Raw genomic sequence first — 16,278 nt, 5'->3', positions numbered from 1 at the left:
ACCCAGCACCCAGCACCCAGCACCCAGCACAGCGTCAGCGGTCCAACGTTAGATCGGGAGGCGCGCGGGCGGCACAACTCTTGGACCACGCTCTTTACACAGAGCAGCCCGGTGGCGACAATTCACCCGTCGAGTTTTCTCTCGCCCGGAGGTTCAACGTGGTACTTCCCCGCATGTCTCGTGCCTTCTCCCGCGCCCTTGTCGCCGGTCCGGCTGTCGCCGCTCTGACACTCGGGCTCCTCACGACCGGCTCCGCCGCCGCCACACCCGCAGCCGCGCCCAGCCCTGCCGCCACACCCGCCGCCACACCCGCCGCCGGCGCCGCGGCGTCGTCCGATGTCGCCGCCGCAGCGGGCGACGACGTCGCCGCCCAGGCGACCGTGCGTCCGAGCCTCGTGCTCGACCGCGACTTCCCCGACCCTGACGTGTCGAAGTTCGGGGACACCTACTACGCGTACGCGACGAACGAGGGGAAGAACCTGCCCTGGGCCACCGCGCCCGACCCCGACGGCCCGTGGACCTACCGGTCGACCGACGCGCTGCCAGACCTCGGCGCGTGGGCGAAGGAGGGGCGCACCTGGGCGCCCGACGTCTCCCGGCGGTCAGACGGCCGCTACCTGCTCTACTACACGGCCTGGCACGCGGCGTCCGACCGGCAGTGCATCGGCGCCGCTCTCTCCGACTCCCCCGGCGGCCCGTTCGCACCGGTCGGCACGCAGCCGCTCGTCTGCCCGCTGGACGCGGGCGGCGCGATCGACGCGTCCAGCTTCGTCGACACCGACGGGACGCGGTACCTGGTCTGGAAGAACGACGGCAACGCCATCGGCGCGACGACCTGGATCCACGTGCAGCGGGTCGCGGCGGACGGCATCACCTTCCAGGGCGGTGCCACCCAGGTGCTGCGCAACGACCGGGCCGACGAGGCGGGCATCATCGAGGCGCCGGTCATCACCAAGGTCGGCGGCCGGTACGTGCTGTTCTACTCGGCCGGCCCGTACACGACCAACCAGTACGGCACGAGCTATGCGGTGTCGAGCTCGATCACCGGGCCCTACACCAAGGCGTTCCGCTTCCTGATGACCACCGACTCGCTCGACGGCGCGGTGGGCGGGCCCGGCGGCGCCGACGTGCTGCGCGACGCCGGGGGCGACAAGCTCGTCTTCCACGGGCACCGCGCCGCGGGTGGTCGCGGCATGTACGTCGCCGACCTCGGCTGGGCCGACGGGTACCCCGTGGTGCGGGGCAGCCGCGTCCGCTACGAGGCCGAGCGCGGCACGCTGAACAACTGCTCCGTCCGCGAGAACGCCGCGGGGGCCTCGGACGGCAAGGTCGTCGCATACATCGACCACGCCGACAGCTTCGTCGACGTCGGCTCGATCTACGTACCCACCACCGGCAGCTACTCGCTGCACGTCGGCTACGCCAACGGCTCGGCCGGGACCGCTTCGCACACGGTCACGGTGAACGGGGCGGCCGCCGGGTCGATCAGCTATCCGGTGACCGGCTGGGACACCTGGCGGCAGGCGACGAAGGACGTGACTCTCCAGGCGGGCTGGAACACGATCCGCCTCGGCAAGGGAACGGCGTTCACGGAGGTCGACTACATCGAGGTCGCCTAGGCACGACCAGCCGAGCCGCCCCGATCTCCGCGGACGCCGCAGCCCAGCGATTGCGCCCGACGCCTCAACGTTCCGGGCGCAATCGCTGGGCGGCGGCACGACTTCGTCCCCCGACCGGCCCCAGTCATGTATCTTGATATCAAGATACTCGACGGCGAGGAGTTGACGGTGGCGGACTGGAATCCTGGCGCGTACCTGCAGTACACGGACGAGCGGTCCCGCCCGTTCACCGAGCTGGTCGCCCGGGTTCCCGGGACGCCCGCGACGATCGTCGACCTCGGGTGCGGCCCCGGGCACCTGACGGCGGTGCTCCGCGCTCGCTGGCCCGGCGCTCAGGTGACCGGCGTCGATGCCTCCCCCGCCATGATCGAGCGCGCACGCGCCGCCGATCCCGGCACCGAGTACGTGCTGGCCGACCTCAGCACCGACGACCACACCGCCGACCTCGTCCTCAGCAACGCCGCACTCCAGTGGGTGCCCGGGCATCGCGAGCTGCTGACGGCGCTCGCCGACCGGGCGGCGCAGTCGTTCGCCTTCCAGGTTCCGGGAAACCACGACGCGCCCAGCCACGTCCTGCTGCGCGAGGTCGCCGCACGGGAGCCGTTCGCCGACGTCGTCGGACCGGTCGAACGGCGGGCCACCGCCGACCCCGCCGAATATCTGGACCGCCTCGCCCGGCCGGGCTGGACGGTCGACGCGTGGGAGACCACCTACACGCACCTGCTGCACGGGCCGGATCCCGTGCTGCGCTGGATCTCGGCCACCGGCGCGCAGCCCACTCTGCAGGCGCTGGAGGCCAAGGACCCGGCTCTGCGCGCCCGGTTCGAGGAGGAGCTCGGCGCGGCGCTGCGCGAGGCCTACCCGGAGCATGCCTACGGCACGCCGCTGGCGTTCCGTAGGGTTTTCGCGGTGACGACCCGGGCCTGATCCCTGAGCTCCGGGCGAGGCGCCGGGCGTCAGGAAGGCCGGCTACGAGCTCATCCTGGCCCGCAGCCCGGCGAGCTCGGTGTCGACGTACTGACGGGTGCGGCCCATGGCCAGCTTGCCGATCAGCCATGCGAGGCCGCCGGTCTGCGTGATCGCGAGCGTCACCCGGGAGCGACCGTCGGGCAGCCGCTCCACGAGGTGCTCCGCCTGCGTGGTCACGCCGGGTGCCTCGCTGATCCACGCGAAGTGCCGCGGCGGGTCCCACTCGTCGATCAGCCAGACCGCGAGGGGCATCTTCGGCTGCTCGATCCGCACCTGCGTGCCGACGTCGGGCGGGTTCGGCCCGTCGATGATCGACACCGACGTCATGGACGACGTCCAGTCCGGCATGTGCTCGACGTCGGACAGGACAGCCCATACGGCCTCCGGTGAGGCATCGATCTCTGCGGACGTGCTGTAGTTCGGCATGCGTGCTCCTGTCATCTCCGGTTGTCGCCGACCGGCGGCGCACCCATAGTCTCGGCCCGGGGGCGGGTGGCGCGAGGTGACCGACACGCATGCGGGGCCCGCCGGCTGCGGCCGCGGCGCGACACGCTCGTCCTGGTCATAGGCTGCGGACATGACTGATCGCCCCATCCGCATAGCCCTGCAGCTGCAGCCGCAGCACGCCGACTACTCCGCCATCCGCGACGCGGTGCTCCGCGCCGAGGACATCGGGGTCGACGTCATCTTCAACTGGGACCACTTCTACCCGCTCACGGGCGACCCGGACGGCAAGCACTTCGAGGCCTGGACCATGCTCGGCGCCTGGGCCGAGCAGACCGAGCGGGTCGAGATCGGCGCGCTGGTGAGCGGGATCGGGTACCGGAACCCGGACCTGCTGGCCGACATGGCACGCACCGTCGACCACATCTCCGGCGGGCGCCTGATCCTGGGCCTGGGCGCCGGCTGGTTCGAGAAGGACTACGACCAGTTCGGCTACGAGTTCGGTACCGCAGGGTCCCGTATCGCGAGCCTGGCCGACGCCATGCCGCGGATCAAGTCCCGCCTCGCCGCCGGCAACCCGGCACCCGAGCGGGAGATCCCCCTCCTGATCGGTGGCGGCGGCGTCAAGAAGACCCTGCGCATCGTGGCCGAGCACGCCGACGTCTGGCACAGCTTCGGCGACGTCGACGTCCTGAAGACCAAGTCCGCGATCCTCGACGAGCACGGCGCTGCCGTCGGACGCGACACCGCCGCGCTGGTGGAGCGGTCGGTGGGGGTCAGCGGCGCGCCGGAGGCGACCGGTGAGGCTCTCGTGGCGGCCGGCGCGACCCTGTTCACCATCGGGTCGAGCGGGCCGGACTACGACCTGAGCACCGCCCAGGCCTGGGTCGACTGGCGCGACGAGCGCCACTGAGCCGAGCTCGCGCCGGCCCGGCGACCGGGCCGGCGCTACAGCTCCAGTACCGTCTTGATCCCGCCGGGGTCGCCCGCGAACGCCTCCACCGCGTCCTCGAGCGGCACCCGGCGGGTCACCATGCGGCCGAGCCACTCGGCATCGGCCCGGGCCAGGACCTCCGCCGCGGCCCGATAGTGGCCCAGGTTGGCGTTCACCGAACCGATGATCGCGTCGTTCTCCAGCACGATCTCCCGGTTGAGCGCCCCGGCGTCGATCGTGAACTGCCGCCCTGCGGTAGTGACACCCGTGAGGCAGGTGACGCCGTAGCTCTTGGTCGCGGACAAGGCGTCGAGCACCACCGGGCTCGCGCCGGTCGCCTCGATCACAACGCCTGGGCGGACGGCGGCAGCCACGTCCGTGACAGATGTGGTGTGGTACTCGGCGCCCAGGTCCCGGACCAGCTGTGGCTTCGGACCGTCGGTGACGCGGTCGAGCACGTGCACCTCCAGACCCCGCTGCACGCCGATCAACGCGGCCAGCAGGCCGATCGGGCCGGCACCCGTCACCAGGGCCACCCTCGGTTCGAACCAGGCGCGGCCGCCGACCAGGTCGATCTGTTCCCACGCCTTGGCGACCACCGATGTCGGCTCGAGCAGCATGCCGACGTCGGCGAGCGCCGGGTCGAGGCGGACGGCGTAGTCGGCCTCGACGGTCCACCGCTCGGACGCGAACCCGTCGATCGCCTTGATGCCCCGCTCCGTGTACTCACCGTTGCGGCACATGTCGAACTGGCCGCGAGCGCACGCACCGCACGGCTCCGGGTCCGGGCGGCGGACCACGCCCACCACCAGGTCACCGGCCTCGAAGCCCGAGCCGTCGGGCGCCGAGCGGACCCGGCCGAGCGACTCGTGGCCGAGCACCAGCCGCTCGCGCCCGGGCGGCGCCCAGCCGTACTCGCCCGCGGCGATCTCGCGGTCCGTGGCGCACACCCCGACGGCCAGGCCGTCGACCAGGAGCTCGCCGTCTCCGGGGACCGGCTCGTCGACGTCAGTGACGGCCAGGCTGTCCGAGGTCTGCGGGACAACGGTCAGCGCGCGCATCAGGCGACCTCCTCCGTGGACGGGCGAGCAGCGGGCACACCGGTGTGCGGGACGGCGGCAGGAACGGCCACGCGGTCGGCCACGCCGGACTCCACGTCGCGCGCCGTGACGCCCCGGCCGAGCCGCAGCGCGCTGTTGACCAGACCGAGGTGGCTGAACGCCTGGGGGGTGTTACCGAGGTGGCGTCCCGTGTGCACGTCGTACTCCTCGCTCAGCAGCCCGAGGTCGTTGCGCAGCGAGAGCAGGCGCTCGAACAGCGCGACGGCCTCGTCGACCCGGCCGATCCCGTGCAGGGCGTCGACGAGCCAGTAGCTGCACACCAGGAACGTGGCCTCCTCTCCCGGCAAGCCGTCGACCCTGTCGTCGGCGTGCGTGTGATAGCGCAGCAGGAGACCGTCCTGGCTGAGCTCCCGCTGGACGGCGTCGACCGTGCCGATGACACGCGGGTCCTCCCAGGGCAGGAATCCGACCTGCCCGATGAGCAGCAGGGCGGCGTCCAGACCCTCCGAGCCGTAGAACTGCGTGAACGTGTTCCGCTCGGCGTCGAACCCCTGTGTGCACACCTCGGTATGGATGCGGTCGCGCACCTCGCGCCACCGCTCTACGGGACCCTCGAGCCCGTGCTCCTCGACGGCACGCACCGCCCGGTCGAACCCGGCCCACGCCATGACCCGGGAATGCACGAACGCACGTCGCGGACCGCGCACCTCCCAGAGCCCGTTGTCGAGGTCGTCCCAGTGTTCTTCGAGATACTCCAGGAGCGCCTTTTGCAGGTTCCATGCCTCATGGTCGGTCTCGAGTCCCGCCTCCCGCGCCAGGTGCAGGGCGTCGAGAGTCTCGCCCCAGACGTCGATCTGGAGCTGACCGGCCGCGCCGTTGCCGATCCGCACCGGAGCAGAGCCCTCGTAGCCCGGTAGCCAGTCGAGCGTGTACTCGGGCAGCCGCCGTCGCCCGTCGAGGCCGTACATGATCTGCAGGTCCGCCGGGTCGCCGGCCACCGCGCGCAGGAGCCACGCGCGCCACGCACGCGCCTCGTCGATGAACCCCGTCCCGACGAGGGCCTGCAGCGTGAACGCCGCGTCCCGCAGCCAGCAGAACCGGTAGTCCCAGTTTCTCGAGCCGCCGATCTCCTCGGGGAGCGAGGTCGTGGCCGCTGCGGCGATGGCGCCCGTCGGGGCGTAGGTCAGAGCCTTCAGCGTGATCAGGGACCGGTGCACGGCGTCGGCCCACGGGCCGTCGTAGGTCGACTTCGCGATCCACGACCGCCAGAACTCCTCGGTCTCCCGCAGCGCCGTCTCCACTCCGACGGGCGGCTTGATCGGTAGGTGGGACGCGTGGTAGGTCAGGACGAACGGCACCCGGTCACCCGGTCCGACGGTGAAGTGGGCCCGGTGGACAGCGTCGTCGGCGACCCCCTCTGCGGTGAGGTCGACGCCCGCGTCGATGTGGACCGAGTCGGGTCCGGCCACCGCACGCAGGCCGTCACGCTCCTGGGTGACCCAGGGCACGACGTTCCCGTAGTCGAACCGGAGCCGCAGCTCGGTGGTCATCGGGACGTTCCCGCTGATCCCCTCGACGATCCGGACGAGGTCGGCCTGGCCGCTGCGCGGCGGCATCAGGTCGATCACCCGGACCCGACCCTCCGGCAGGTCCCACTCCGTCTCGAGGACGAGGGTGCCGTCCCGGTAGCTCCGGCTGGTGCACTCACCACCCGACTCCGGGCCGAGGCGCCACGACCCGTGCTGCTCGTCCCCGAGGAGCGCGGCGAAACAGGCCGGGGAGTCGAACTGCGGCAGGCACATCCAGTCGACCGCACCATCACGACCGATCAACGCCGCGGTCTGGAGATCTCCGACAATTCCGTAATCTTCAATTCGGCTGGTCATCGCTCTCAGACTAGGTGCGCGGCGCAAAGTCCGCAGGCCTGTGTCGTCCCGGAACGGGAAGGTCAGAACGACGAGGCGTCCGCCGCATAGACCCAGCGGTAACCCGGATACTCACCGAGCGACCACAGGTAGTCCCGGGTCGGGTCGTACGAGAGGTCCTCCGCACCCACCGTCAGCGCGTTGCCGTGCCGCACGATCGGCCCCGACGGCGCCGCGAACGTGTGCAGGTCACCGTCCGAGTTCGGGTCCGAGTGGTTCGAGCCGTCACTCTGCGAGAAGAAGAACTCACCGTTGATGGCGGTCGAGCCCTGCACGCTCTCCAGGTCGGTCCGGTACGCCTCCGTCGCCTTGATGATGCCGTCGGCCGCCGCCTTCAGGTACCGGTTCGTGTAGTCGATCGGCACCCGGATCGTCCGGACCTGGGCACCGGCGTCGACGGCCGACGGGCTCCGGTACTCGCTCACGATCACCGAGTCCGGCGAGCTCGTCCGGTCGAGCGCGACCGACGAGTGCTGCAGCTGCGCGTACCCGCCGGCCGTCGAGTCCGTGAACTTGGCCGTCTGCGGCAGCACGTACTTGTAGTCGAACGCGTGGTACGAGCCGTCCGCCTGGCGCCCGATCGCCGACGAGCGGCCCGTCGAGACCCGCCACAGGTGATCCAGGTCGAACACCCGGAAACCACCGCTCGTGTCCGCCACGTACAGCAGGTTGCCGTACCACATGATGCCGCCCGCATGGATGTTGACCGGCCGGTACGACGGCGCACTCGTGGTGCCGCTCGGCTCGACCAGCAGGATGTGCCGGTACGGCGGCGCCGAGGCGCTCGCGGACAGGTTGGACACGCTGATACGAACGCCCTTGTCGATGCCGTCCTCGGCGTGGTCGTACCAGCTCACCAGGTTGAGGCGCTTGCCGTCGTAGGTGCCCGCCCCGTAGGCGTCGGAGCTGGTGGTGATGCCCTGCGGGTACCACGCGGCGGTGTCCTGGTCGCCGTCGTTCCAGCAGTAGTACGCGGTGCGGTGCGTGACCGACGGCGCGCTGCCGCAGCTCGGCGTGCGGTTGGCGTCGTCGGCCACCGCACCCATGGTCACGTTCGGCAGCGCCGAGTCGAGCGCTCCGACCAGGGACGACGACGTCTCGGACAGCGTGTAGCGAAAGTTGCTGGCCGTGAGCCGTGTCGCGGCGGCCGCCGCCGAGGGCCCGGCCTGTTCGCTCGCGGGCTCCGTGGCGACCGCCTGGCCCGCGGAGGCGAGCAGGACGCACAGTCCCAGGCTCGCGACGGCGAACGCGGGGCGACGACGATGGCGCATGGTGGTCTCCTTGCGTGAGGGGACGGTTGCTTGCACACCGTAGGGAGTGCCCGTCCCCTCACACCAGTACCACCGGATGAACGTCCGATGGCCGCCGGTCAGCGCCGGGTGAGGGTGTCCGCCAGCGGGTCGCCGCCGCCCGCGGGAAGCACGCGCAGCCTGCGCGCCGTCGCCGCGGAGCCCTGCTCCGCGGCACCTGCCGCCAACGCCCTCAGCGATTCGGGGGTGTCGTCGCTGACGCGCAGGAACCAGCCCGAGCAGGCGTCGAGCTCGCCGGCCGCCACCGCGTTCACGACGTCGGTCACCCGTTCGACCGGGGTCCAGTCGGTGCGGCCCTCGTGCAGGGACATGCCCGTCGACATGTCGGTCTTCACGACACCGGGAGCGAGCTCGAAGACGCGGATCCCGTGCCGGAAGCCGTCGCCGTGGAGGTTGGCCCCCATCCGTACCAGCGCGGTCTTGCTCGCGTTGTACGCGGAGTAGCCGCCGGCCATCTCGTGCGAGCTCGCACCGGAGGCCAGGTCGATGACCCGGCCGCCGCCACGCTCGATCATGCCCGGCACGGCGTACCGGCTGAACAGGAACGGCGCACGCACGTTGGTCTCGAACACGGACCACCACTCGTCGGGATCGGCCTCCCACAGGGGATGCTCCGACTCGATCGCGCCGGCGTTGTTCACCAGCAGGTCGATCGATCCCAGTGCTTCCTCGGCCTGCCCGACGGCGGCACGCACCGCCGCCGGGTCGGTCACGTCGGCGGTCAGCTCGACCACCGTCACCCCCGCGGCCCGGACCTCCGTGGCCACGGCTGCGAGCCGCCCCGCGTCCCGCGCGAGCAGGGCGACGTCCAGCCCTGCTCGCGCGAGACCGAGCGCGACCTCCCGGCCGATCCCGCGCGACGCGCCCGTGACGAGCGCCGTGCGCGCCGGCGGGGTCGCGCCGGCTCCGGCCGCCTGGTGCGGCTCAGCCACGCAGTACCGCCCCGACCTTCTCCGCGGCCGACTCCACGACGGCGTCGCGCACCGCGCGGACCTCCTTGGCGGAGAGGGTGCGGTCCGCCGCACGCAGGCGGAGCGAGTACGCGAGCGACTTCTTGCCCTCGCCCACCTGCTCCCCCGTGAAGACGTCGAACAGCGCGACATCCTCGAGCAGCTCGCCGGCACCCGCCACGATCGCCGACCGAACGGCCTCGGCCGGCACACCGCCGTCGACCACGAAGGCGAAGTCCTCCTTGGCAGCCGGGAACGCCGACACGGGCACTGCTGCGACGGGCTCGCTCGACGCCGCAGCGACGAGGACGCTCAGGTCCACCTCGAACGCCGCGGCACGAGCGGGCAGCCCCAGCGTCTCGACGACCTTGGGGTGCAGCTCACCGGCGTGGCCGACGAGCGTGCCGTCCGCGAGCTCGAGGCGCGCGCAACGACCGGGGTGCCACGGCAGGTGCTCGGGGTCCGGGACCACGACGACTTCGGCCCGGGCCCGCTCTGCCACCAGCCGGGCCGCCGCGAGGGCGTCCTCCCAGCCGGCCGTGCGGCCTACGCCCCACCAGCCGGCGAGCTCCCGCTTGCCGGTCAGCACGCCGGCGACCCGTCGCGGCTGCTCGGGGACCGCCGCGGCGAGCGCCGCGAGCTGTTCGTCGCTGGGCCGCACCCCGCCGGGCAGCGTGGGCGCCGCGGGGGCGCCCGGCGTCGGGCGGGTGACGAGGCCGATCTCGTACACCGCGAGATCGGTCAGCCCGCGCGAGACGTTGCGGCGCACGGTGTCGAGCAGCGTCACCAGCAGGTTCGACCGCATCAGCGGCTTGTCGTCGGCCATCGGGTTGACGAGCCGGAGCGAGACGCGGCGCGGGTCGTCGGCGGGCAGACCGAGCGCGTCGTACTCAGGGGTGCCGACGAACGGGTAGCTGAGCGTCTCGACGAAGCCCGCCTCGGCCAGTGCTCGCGCGACCGAACGGCGCGTGCGCTGCTCGGCCGTGAGCCCGCGGCCACCCGGCGCGGCCGGGAGCACCGACGGCACCTGGTCGTAGCCCTGGATGCGCACGACCTCCTCGACCAGGTCGGCCGGGCCGGTGAGGTCGGGGCGCCAGGACGGCGGGGTGACGAGGAGGGTTTCGACAGGCTCGACCGACGCGGAGGCTTCGGTCACCGTGGCGCCGATCTCTTCGAGGGTGCTGCGCACCTGCTCCGGCGTGTACTCGACGCCCGAGAGCCGGGTGGGCTCGGTGACCTTGAGCGCGATCGCCTTCTGCGGGGTCGTGCCCGCGGTGTCGTCGAGGTCGCCCACCGCGGCGTCGGCGGTGCCGCCGCCCAGATCGACCAGGAGCTCGACAGCACGTTGTGCCGCGACCGGGGCAAGGAGCGGGTCCACGCCGCGCTCCCAGCGCTTGGCGCCCTCGGTCGGGAGCTTGTGCCTGCGCGCGGTACGGGCCACGGTGATCGGGTCGAAGTGCGCGGCCTCGATCAGCACGTCCGCCGTGGTCCCAGAGATCTCGGAGGACGCTCCGCCCATCACACCTGCCAGGCTCAGCACGCGGCTGCCCGCTCCGGCGGGCGAGTCGGTGATCAGGAGGTCCTCAGCGTGCAGCGTGCGGTCGGCGTCGTCCAGGGTGGTGAGGCGCTCGCCCGTGGTCGCGCGGCGGACGACGATCGGGGCCGAGACCTTGGCGAGGTCGTAGGCGTGCAGCGGCTGCCCGAGGTCGAGCATCACGTAGTTCGTGATGTCGACCGCCAGGGAGATCGACCGCATGCCGGAGCCCTCGAGCCGGTGCTTCATCCACGCGGGCGTGGGCGCGGCCGGGTCGATGCCCCGCACGATGCGCGTCACGAACCGGTCGCAGCCCACCACGCCGTTGATCGGCGCGTCGTCCCGGACCTGGACCTCGAAGCCGTCGGCCGTCGGGACGGGCTCGGCACCCGTGGGCAGGCCGCGGTCCGTGAACTTCGCGCCCGTGGAGTGGGCGTACTCGCGCGCCACACCGCGGTAGCTGAAGGCGTACCCGCGGTCCGGCGTCACGTTGATCTCCAGGACCTCCTCGCCGAGGCCGAGGAGCGCGATCGCATCCTGGCCGGGGTTGAGGTCCTCCTCGGCGAACCCGTGCCGGGTCAGCACCAGGATGCCGTCCTGGTCCTCCCCGATCCCGAGCTCCCGGACCGAGCAGATCATGCCGTCGGACACGTGCCCGTAGGTCTTGCGGGCGGCGATGGGGAACGGTCCGGGCAGCACGGTGCCGGGCAGCGCCACGGCCACGAGGTCACCGGGCGCGAAGTTGTGCGCACCGCAGACGATGCCGCGCGCGCCCTCGGTGTCGTTGTGGTCGGGGCCGACGTCGACACGGCACCAGTTGATCGTCTTGCCGTTCTTCTGGGGCTCGGGCGTCATCTCGAGCACCCGGCCGACCACGAGGGGGCCGGTCACGGCCGCCCCGTGGATCGCCTCTTCTTCCAGGCCTACCTTGACGAGGTCGGCCGCGAGCTGCTCGGCGGTGAGGTCCGCGGGCACCTCGACGTGGTCAGCGAGCCAGTCCTTCACGATGAGGGGCACTTCAGATCTCCGTCCCGAACTGAGTGGAGAAGCGCACGTCGCCCTCCACGATGTCGTGCATGTCCGCGATCGAGTGGCGCAGCATGAGCGTGCGCTCGATGCCCATGCCGAACGCGAAGCCCGTGTACTCCTCCGGGTCGACTCCCGCGGCGCGCAGCACGTTCGGGTTGACCATGCCGCAGCCACCCCACTCGATCCAGCCCGCGCCGCCCTTCTTCTGCGGGAACCACAGGTCCATCTCGGCGGACGGCTCGGTGAACGGGAAGAACGCCGGGCGCAGGCGCGTCCTGGCCTCTGGTCCGAACATCGCCCTGGCGAACGCGTCCAGCGTGCCCACGAGGTTCGCCATCGTCAGGCCCTTGTCGACCGCCAGGCCCTCGACCTGGTGGAACACCGGGGTGTGGGTCTGGTCCAGCGCGTCGGTGCGGAACGTCCGGCCGGGGCAGGCGATGTACAGCGGCACACCGCGCTCGAGCAGGGACCGCGCCTGGACCGGGGACGTGTGCGTGCGCAGCACGAGGTTCGACTCTTCGTCACCCTCGCCGGCGACGTAGAACGTGTCCTGCATCTGGCGGGCGGGGTGGTCCGGTCCGAAGTTCAGCGCGTCGAAGTTGAACCACTCGGCCTCGACCTCGGGGCCGTCGGCGATCTCCCAGCCGAGGCCGACGAAGAAGTCGGCGATACGCTCCTGGACCAGCTCGATCGGGTGGCGTGCACCCGCCGTCGTGCGCTGGACCGGCAGGGTGACGTCGACCGTCTCCTCCGCGAGCACGCGCGCGTCGCGCTCGGCCTCGAGCTCGGACTGCCGGGCCACGATCGCCTGGTTGATCTGCCCGCGACGCGGGCCCACGAGCTTGCCGGCCTTCGCCTTGTCCGGGCCGGGCAGCGCGCCGATGCCCCGGTTGGCGAGGGCCAGCGAGCTGCGGTCCCCGGTGTGCTGGGTGCGGACGGCCTTCAGCGCGTCGAGGTCGCCGGCCTTGGCGATGTCGTCGAGGGCGGCCTTGACCGCGGCGTCGAGCGCCGCCTCGTCGAGCGGATCGATGGGTGCCTTCTCATCGGGCGTGGACATGCTTGCCTTCCTGGCGGATTCGGGAGCCGGACCGGTCCCCTGCCTGGGGACCCGTACCGGCATCTGAAGTCTAGGTGCCCGCCAGGGCTCAGGACGCGTTGTCCACAGGGCAGCTCAGTGCCCGCGCGCAGCACTCGCCGCACAGCCCATGGCGGGCTGCGTAAATCGGCGGGTCAACGGCTGCATGGCGCCATCGTTGCACGGCCTCGCCCGTGCCGGCAACGTCGATTCGCACGCGTCGACATGGAGCGCTTGGCACACTTTTTATGCGTTGTCAGTGGGCTCGACTACGGTGCGACACATGTTCGAAGAACGGTGTGGAGCGAGCGGAGCGCGTTGGCCGGCTTCCGGCCTCTTCCCTGGCGCGCCGCACGTCGCTCGACGCTCACCTTCGGACAACCAGGTCTCCGCGGCCGGGGCGGCCCTGGCCCCGGCCGCGGAGACGGTGGACAGAGCCGGTGGACAGAGCCGATGGACAGGACCATGGGCACCTCGAACGATCAGCCCTCGAGGTCCCAGGTCTCCACGATCTCGTACCGCGGGCCGCCCTGCGGCCCCTCCCCCGGGTGCGACTCGACGAGCGCGAACGAGTTCGCGGTCCAGTCCGGCCCCGCGTAGACGGACAGCGCACGGGCCGCGGGCTCCAGAGCGGACCGCGGCTCGCCGCCCCCGCTCCTGCCCCAGCGGTCGCGCCCTCGCGGCGGCCTGACCTGGCCGGCCCGGGCGCGGGCGACGGTGACGTGCGCCCGGTGCGGCTTGACGTCCTCCGGCACCTCGCGGGGCGAGGCCGCCAGGCAGTCCGTCGCCAGACTCTTCAGCGCGGCGGTCCCGCCGTCGACGCCGATCCACAGGACGCGGGCGCCGAACGACCCCGCGCCGCGCAACCGCAGATCGATGGGGCCGTGCTTGCGCGCGACGTCGGTCAGCTCGTCGCGCAGCTCGGGAACCGTTCCTTCGGGCAGGTCCGCGTAGAACGCGAGGGTGATGTGCAGGCTCTCCCGCGGGACCCAACGGGGAGAGGCCGGTACGCCGTCGATGGCGAGCCCGAGATGGTCCTTGACACGCTGGGGCGGGAAGACCGCCGTGAACAACCGCACCCGGCGATCCTAGGCGACCGTCTCGTCCGGGCGAGACCTGATCTCGTCGACGGTCCGCGCCGGCGACCGGCCCGACCCGTCCAGCCGGAGCCCCACCTGCGAGGCGGCACCGATGGCTTCGGCCAGCGACTCGCTGATGCGGCTCAGATCAGGTGCGTGAGGTCCGCGCACCTACGGACCAGCGACCTGGGGCCACCATCTGCGCGAGCACAGCGCGGCGAGCACCGCACCCGCGGTGTTGACCAGGACGTCGTCGACCGAGCTCACGCGGCCCAGGCCGAGCGCGAGCTGGAGGACCTCGACGGTCACCGAGATCCCGGCGGCGAGCAGGGCCACACGGGCGAGGACCGCCGCCGTGCGGTGACCGGCGTCGGGCGCGAGCCGGAAACGGATCGGCAGGAAGAAGCCGAGGGCGGCGAGGACCAGGAGGTTGCCGCCCACCTGGACCACCGCCCCGGCGACCGGGCCGCCGAGCTGGTCCGCGAGGTCCCGGAAGGGGACCAGCGAGAGCGAGCTGTCGCGAGGCCTGGGCGTGAGGATCATCCAGACCCAGGGCGCGGTCCCCACGACCATGCCGACCTCGGCGACGGAGTGCCGCCACGCGCGCTGCCTGGGGACCCCGCGCAGGGTGCGTAGCCGCACGAGCACGCGGATCGCCAGCACGGCGGCGAGGAGACAGAGCAGGGCCGGGCGCACCACATGGCCCCACTCGCCCCAGACGCCGGCCGTCATCCGCCGCTCCGCCGCTCGCTCAGCGCTGGGCCCGGCTGCTCGCGTACAGGCAGACGGTCGCTGCCGCCGCCAGGTTGAGCGACTCGGTCTTGCCGCGGATCGGAACCCGCACGACGGCGTCGGCCAGCGCCCGGTCCTCCTCCGGCAGGCCCCAGGCCTCGTTGCCGAACACCCAGGCCGTCGGGCCGGCCAGGTCAGGAGACGCACCGGACCCCGCGGAATCCAGGAGGTCGTCCAGGTCGAGCGGTCCACTGCCGTCCGCCGCGAGGACGTGGCAGCCCACGGCGCGCAGCTGCGCCACCGTGGCCTCCAGCGACAGCCCGGTGACGACCGGCAGGTGGAACAGCGACCCGGCGGTGGAACGCACCACCTTGGGGTTGTGCACGTCGACACTCTCCCCCGCGAGGACCACGAGGTCGGCGCCGGCCGCGTCGGCGGCCCGGATGACGGTGCCCGCGTTGCCGGGGTCGCGGACGGTGGCGAGCACGGCGGCCAGCAGCGGCCGCCCGGCACGCTCCGGGTCTCGCGCGTCCAGCGCCTCCCCCAGCGACGGCGCGGAGGACCGCACGACGGCGAGCACACCCTGGGCGTCGGCGCTCATCGCTTCGAGCACCTCCGGGGTGCCGAGATGCAGGAACAGCCCGGCCGCGCGGGCGTCGTCGACGATCTCCGCGTACCGGGAGGCGGCGGCCGGCGTCAGATAGACGTCCCGGACGGACGACGGCGCGTGCCGGACCGCCTCGCGCACGCCCTGCGGCCCTTCGACCAGGTACAGCTCGTGCCGGGAGCGCGCCGAACGCCCGGCCAGTGCCCGTACCTGCTTGATGCGGTCGGCTCGCGGATTCGCGAGCGTCACATCAAGCACTGGTCGGGCCTCCGAGGAGGAAACTGGCCGGGCGTCCGATGAACTGCTCAACCTCAGGCAGCGGCCGGGGCGTTGACATCCGCCGGCAGCGCGTCCTTGGCGACCTGGACGAGGGCGTTGAACGCCGCGACGTCGTTGACCGCGAGCTCCGCGAGCATGCGGCGGTCGACCTCGATACCAGCGGCCTTGAGGCCCTGGATGAGGCGGTTGTAGGTCAGACCCTGCGCGCGGGACGCAGCGTTGATGCGCTGGATCCACAGCTTGCGGAAGTCACCCTTGCGCGCCTTCCGGTCACGGTAGGCGTAGACGAGCGAGTGGGTGACCTGCTCCTTCGCCTTGCGGTAGAGGCGCGAGCGCTGGCCGCGGTAACCGGCGGCGCGCTCGAGGGTTGTACGGCGCTTCTTCTGGGCATTTACTGCCCGCTTCACGCGTGCCACGTGAGACTCCTTGTACTTCGGGGCTGAAAAGGTTCTTGGCGACGCCCGTCAGGCGTACGCCACAAAGGTCACTTACCGAGCAGCTTCTTGACCTTCTTGACGTCGGCCGGCGCAACGGCCTGGTCCATGGCCAGACGACGCGTGCGACGGCTGGACTTGTGCTCGAGGTAGTGGCGACCGTTGGTCTGCTCGCGCATGATCTTGCCGCTACCGGTGACCTTGAACCGCTTCTTCGAGCCGGAGTGCGTCTTGTTCTTCGGCATGACTGCCGTGTCTCCTCATGTCGGTCGACCGCTGCTGGAGCGGCGACGTTGT

Annotated in this window: 16 protein-coding genes; 3 read left to right on the top strand and 13 right to left on the bottom strand. The window is 71.9% G+C overall.

The window, feature by feature from the left end; all coding sequences use genetic code 11:
• The first annotated feature begins 173 nt into the window (after nt 1-173).
• Together LUM46_RS12720 and LUM46_RS12715 are read left to right on the top strand one after the other, a co-directional pair.
• Nucleotides 174-1,619, top strand: a complete 1,446-nt coding sequence (locus tag LUM46_RS12720; protein WP_274994351.1) for a family 43 glycosylhydrolase — start codon at nt 174-176, stop codon at nt 1,617-1,619.
• Between the two features lie 168 nt (nt 1,620-1,787).
• Nucleotides 1,788-2,546 carry a methyltransferase domain-containing protein gene (locus tag LUM46_RS12715; protein ID WP_274994349.1) on the top strand — a complete coding sequence of 253 codons (759 nt, stop codon included), beginning with the start codon at nt 1,788-1,790 and terminating at the stop codon, nt 2,544-2,546.
• A 42-nt stretch (nt 2,547-2,588) separates the two neighbouring features.
• Here LUM46_RS12715 and LUM46_RS12710 read toward each other — a convergent pair whose 3' ends face one another.
• Nucleotides 2,589-3,014: an SRPBCC family protein gene (locus LUM46_RS12710; protein WP_274994348.1), complete on the bottom strand. Its 426-nt coding sequence runs from the start codon at nt 3,012-3,014 to the stop codon at nt 2,589-2,591.
• Nucleotides 3,015-3,165: 151 nt separating this feature from the next.
• On the opposite strand from LUM46_RS12710, the gene LUM46_RS12705 reads away from it, so the two are divergent.
• On the top strand, nt 3,166-3,945 hold the full coding sequence (locus LUM46_RS12705) for an LLM class F420-dependent oxidoreductase (RefSeq protein WP_274994347.1): 780 nt from the start codon (nt 3,166-3,168) through the stop codon (nt 3,943-3,945).
• Between the two features lie 35 nt (nt 3,946-3,980).
• Here LUM46_RS12705 and LUM46_RS12700 read toward each other — a convergent pair whose 3' ends face one another.
• The 12 genes from LUM46_RS12700 to rpmI form a co-directional block, all read right to left on the bottom strand.
• Nucleotides 3,981-5,027: a glucose 1-dehydrogenase gene (locus tag LUM46_RS12700; RefSeq protein ID WP_274994346.1), complete on the bottom strand. Its 1,047-nt coding sequence runs from the start codon at nt 5,025-5,027 to the stop codon at nt 3,981-3,983.
• Nucleotides 5,027-6,913, bottom strand: a complete 1,887-nt coding sequence (locus LUM46_RS12695; RefSeq protein ID WP_274994345.1) for a glycoside hydrolase family 15 protein — start codon at nt 6,911-6,913, stop codon at nt 5,027-5,029. The genes LUM46_RS12700 and LUM46_RS12695 overlap by 1 nt, the downstream gene beginning before the upstream one ends.
• Before the next feature lie 62 nt (nt 6,914-6,975).
• Entirely contained in the window at nt 6,976-8,223 is a 1,248-nt protein-coding gene (locus LUM46_RS12690; RefSeq protein ID WP_274994344.1) for a hypothetical protein, read from the bottom strand.
• A 98-nt stretch (nt 8,224-8,321) separates the two neighbouring features.
• The gene (locus tag LUM46_RS12685) at nt 8,322-9,194 is read right to left on the bottom strand and encodes an SDR family NAD(P)-dependent oxidoreductase (protein ID WP_274994343.1); all 873 of its coding nucleotides are present in this window, start codon (nt 9,192-9,194) and stop codon (nt 8,322-8,324) included.
• A complete protein-coding gene (gene pheT / locus LUM46_RS12680; protein WP_274994342.1) occupies nt 9,187-11,763 on the bottom strand; it encodes a phenylalanine--tRNA ligase subunit beta in 2,577 nt (858 codons plus the stop codon). The genes LUM46_RS12685 and pheT overlap by 8 nt, the downstream gene beginning before the upstream one ends.
• A gap of 1 nt (nt 11,764) precedes the next feature.
• Nucleotides 11,765-12,832: a phenylalanine--tRNA ligase subunit alpha gene (pheS, locus tag LUM46_RS12675; protein ID WP_274994341.1), complete on the bottom strand. Its 1,068-nt coding sequence runs from the start codon at nt 12,830-12,832 to the stop codon at nt 11,765-11,767.
• Nucleotides 12,833-13,332: 500 nt separating this feature from the next.
• Nucleotides 13,333-13,929 (bottom strand): RNA 2',3'-cyclic phosphodiesterase, encoded by a 597-nt coding sequence (thpR, locus tag LUM46_RS12670; RefSeq protein WP_274994340.1) that lies wholly within the window; start codon nt 13,927-13,929, stop codon nt 13,333-13,335.
• Nucleotides 13,930-13,938: 9 nt separating this feature from the next.
• Complete coding sequence (locus LUM46_RS12665) at nt 13,939-14,100, bottom strand: hypothetical protein (RefSeq protein WP_274994339.1); 162 nt, start codon at nt 14,098-14,100, stop codon at nt 13,939-13,941.
• Nucleotides 14,101-14,661, bottom strand: coding sequence for a VanZ family protein (locus LUM46_RS12660; RefSeq protein ID WP_274994338.1), 561 nt, complete (start codon nt 14,659-14,661; stop codon nt 14,101-14,103).
• Between the two features lie 19 nt (nt 14,662-14,680).
• Entirely contained in the window at nt 14,681-15,517 is an 837-nt protein-coding gene (locus LUM46_RS12655; protein WP_374726929.1) for a TrmH family RNA methyltransferase, read from the bottom strand.
• Nucleotides 15,518-15,579: 62 nt separating this feature from the next.
• A complete protein-coding gene (rplT, locus tag LUM46_RS12650) occupies nt 15,580-15,963 on the bottom strand; it encodes a 50S ribosomal protein L20 (RefSeq protein WP_274994336.1) in 384 nt (127 codons plus the stop codon).
• A gap of 68 nt (nt 15,964-16,031) precedes the next feature.
• A complete protein-coding gene (gene rpmI / locus LUM46_RS12645; protein WP_274994335.1) occupies nt 16,032-16,226 on the bottom strand; it encodes a 50S ribosomal protein L35 in 195 nt (64 codons plus the stop codon).
• Nucleotides 16,227-16,278: the final 52 nt, after the last annotated feature.

Source organism: Promicromonospora iranensis (genome assembly GCF_028994805.1).
Taxonomy (GTDB): domain Bacteria; phylum Actinomycetota; class Actinomycetes; order Actinomycetales; family Cellulomonadaceae; genus Promicromonospora; species Promicromonospora iranensis.
Note: the sequence above shows the minus strand (reverse complement) of the source record. Positions and strands in the feature narration are given on the sequence as shown.

Coding starts and splice junctions, on each gene's coding strand:
- LUM46_RS12705 (WP_274994347.1), top strand. CDS start 3,166: ATGACTGATCGCCCCATCCGCATAGCCCTGCAGCTGCAGCCGCAGCAC.
- LUM46_RS12700 (WP_274994346.1), bottom strand. CDS start 5,027: ATGCGCGCGCTGACCGTTGTCCCGCAGACCTCGGACAGCCTGGCCGTC.
- LUM46_RS12695 (WP_274994345.1), bottom strand. CDS start 6,913: ATGACCAGCCGAATTGAAGATTACGGAATTGTCGGAGATCTCCAGACC.
- rpmI (WP_274994335.1), bottom strand. CDS start 16,226: ATGCCGAAGAACAAGACGCACTCCGGCTCGAAGAAGCGGTTCAAGGTC.
- LUM46_RS12690 (WP_274994344.1), bottom strand. CDS start 8,223: ATGCGCCATCGTCGTCGCCCCGCGTTCGCCGTCGCGAGCCTGGGACTG.
- LUM46_RS12710 (WP_274994348.1), bottom strand. CDS start 3,014: ATGCCGAACTACAGCACGTCCGCAGAGATCGATGCCTCACCGGAGGCC.
- LUM46_RS12660 (WP_274994338.1), bottom strand. CDS start 14,661: ATGACGGCCGGCGTCTGGGGCGAGTGGGGCCATGTGGTGCGCCCGGCC.
- pheS (WP_274994341.1), bottom strand. CDS start 12,832: ATGTCCACGCCCGATGAGAAGGCACCCATCGATCCGCTCGACGAGGCG.
- LUM46_RS12720 (WP_274994351.1), top strand. CDS start 174: ATGTCTCGTGCCTTCTCCCGCGCCCTTGTCGCCGGTCCGGCTGTCGCC.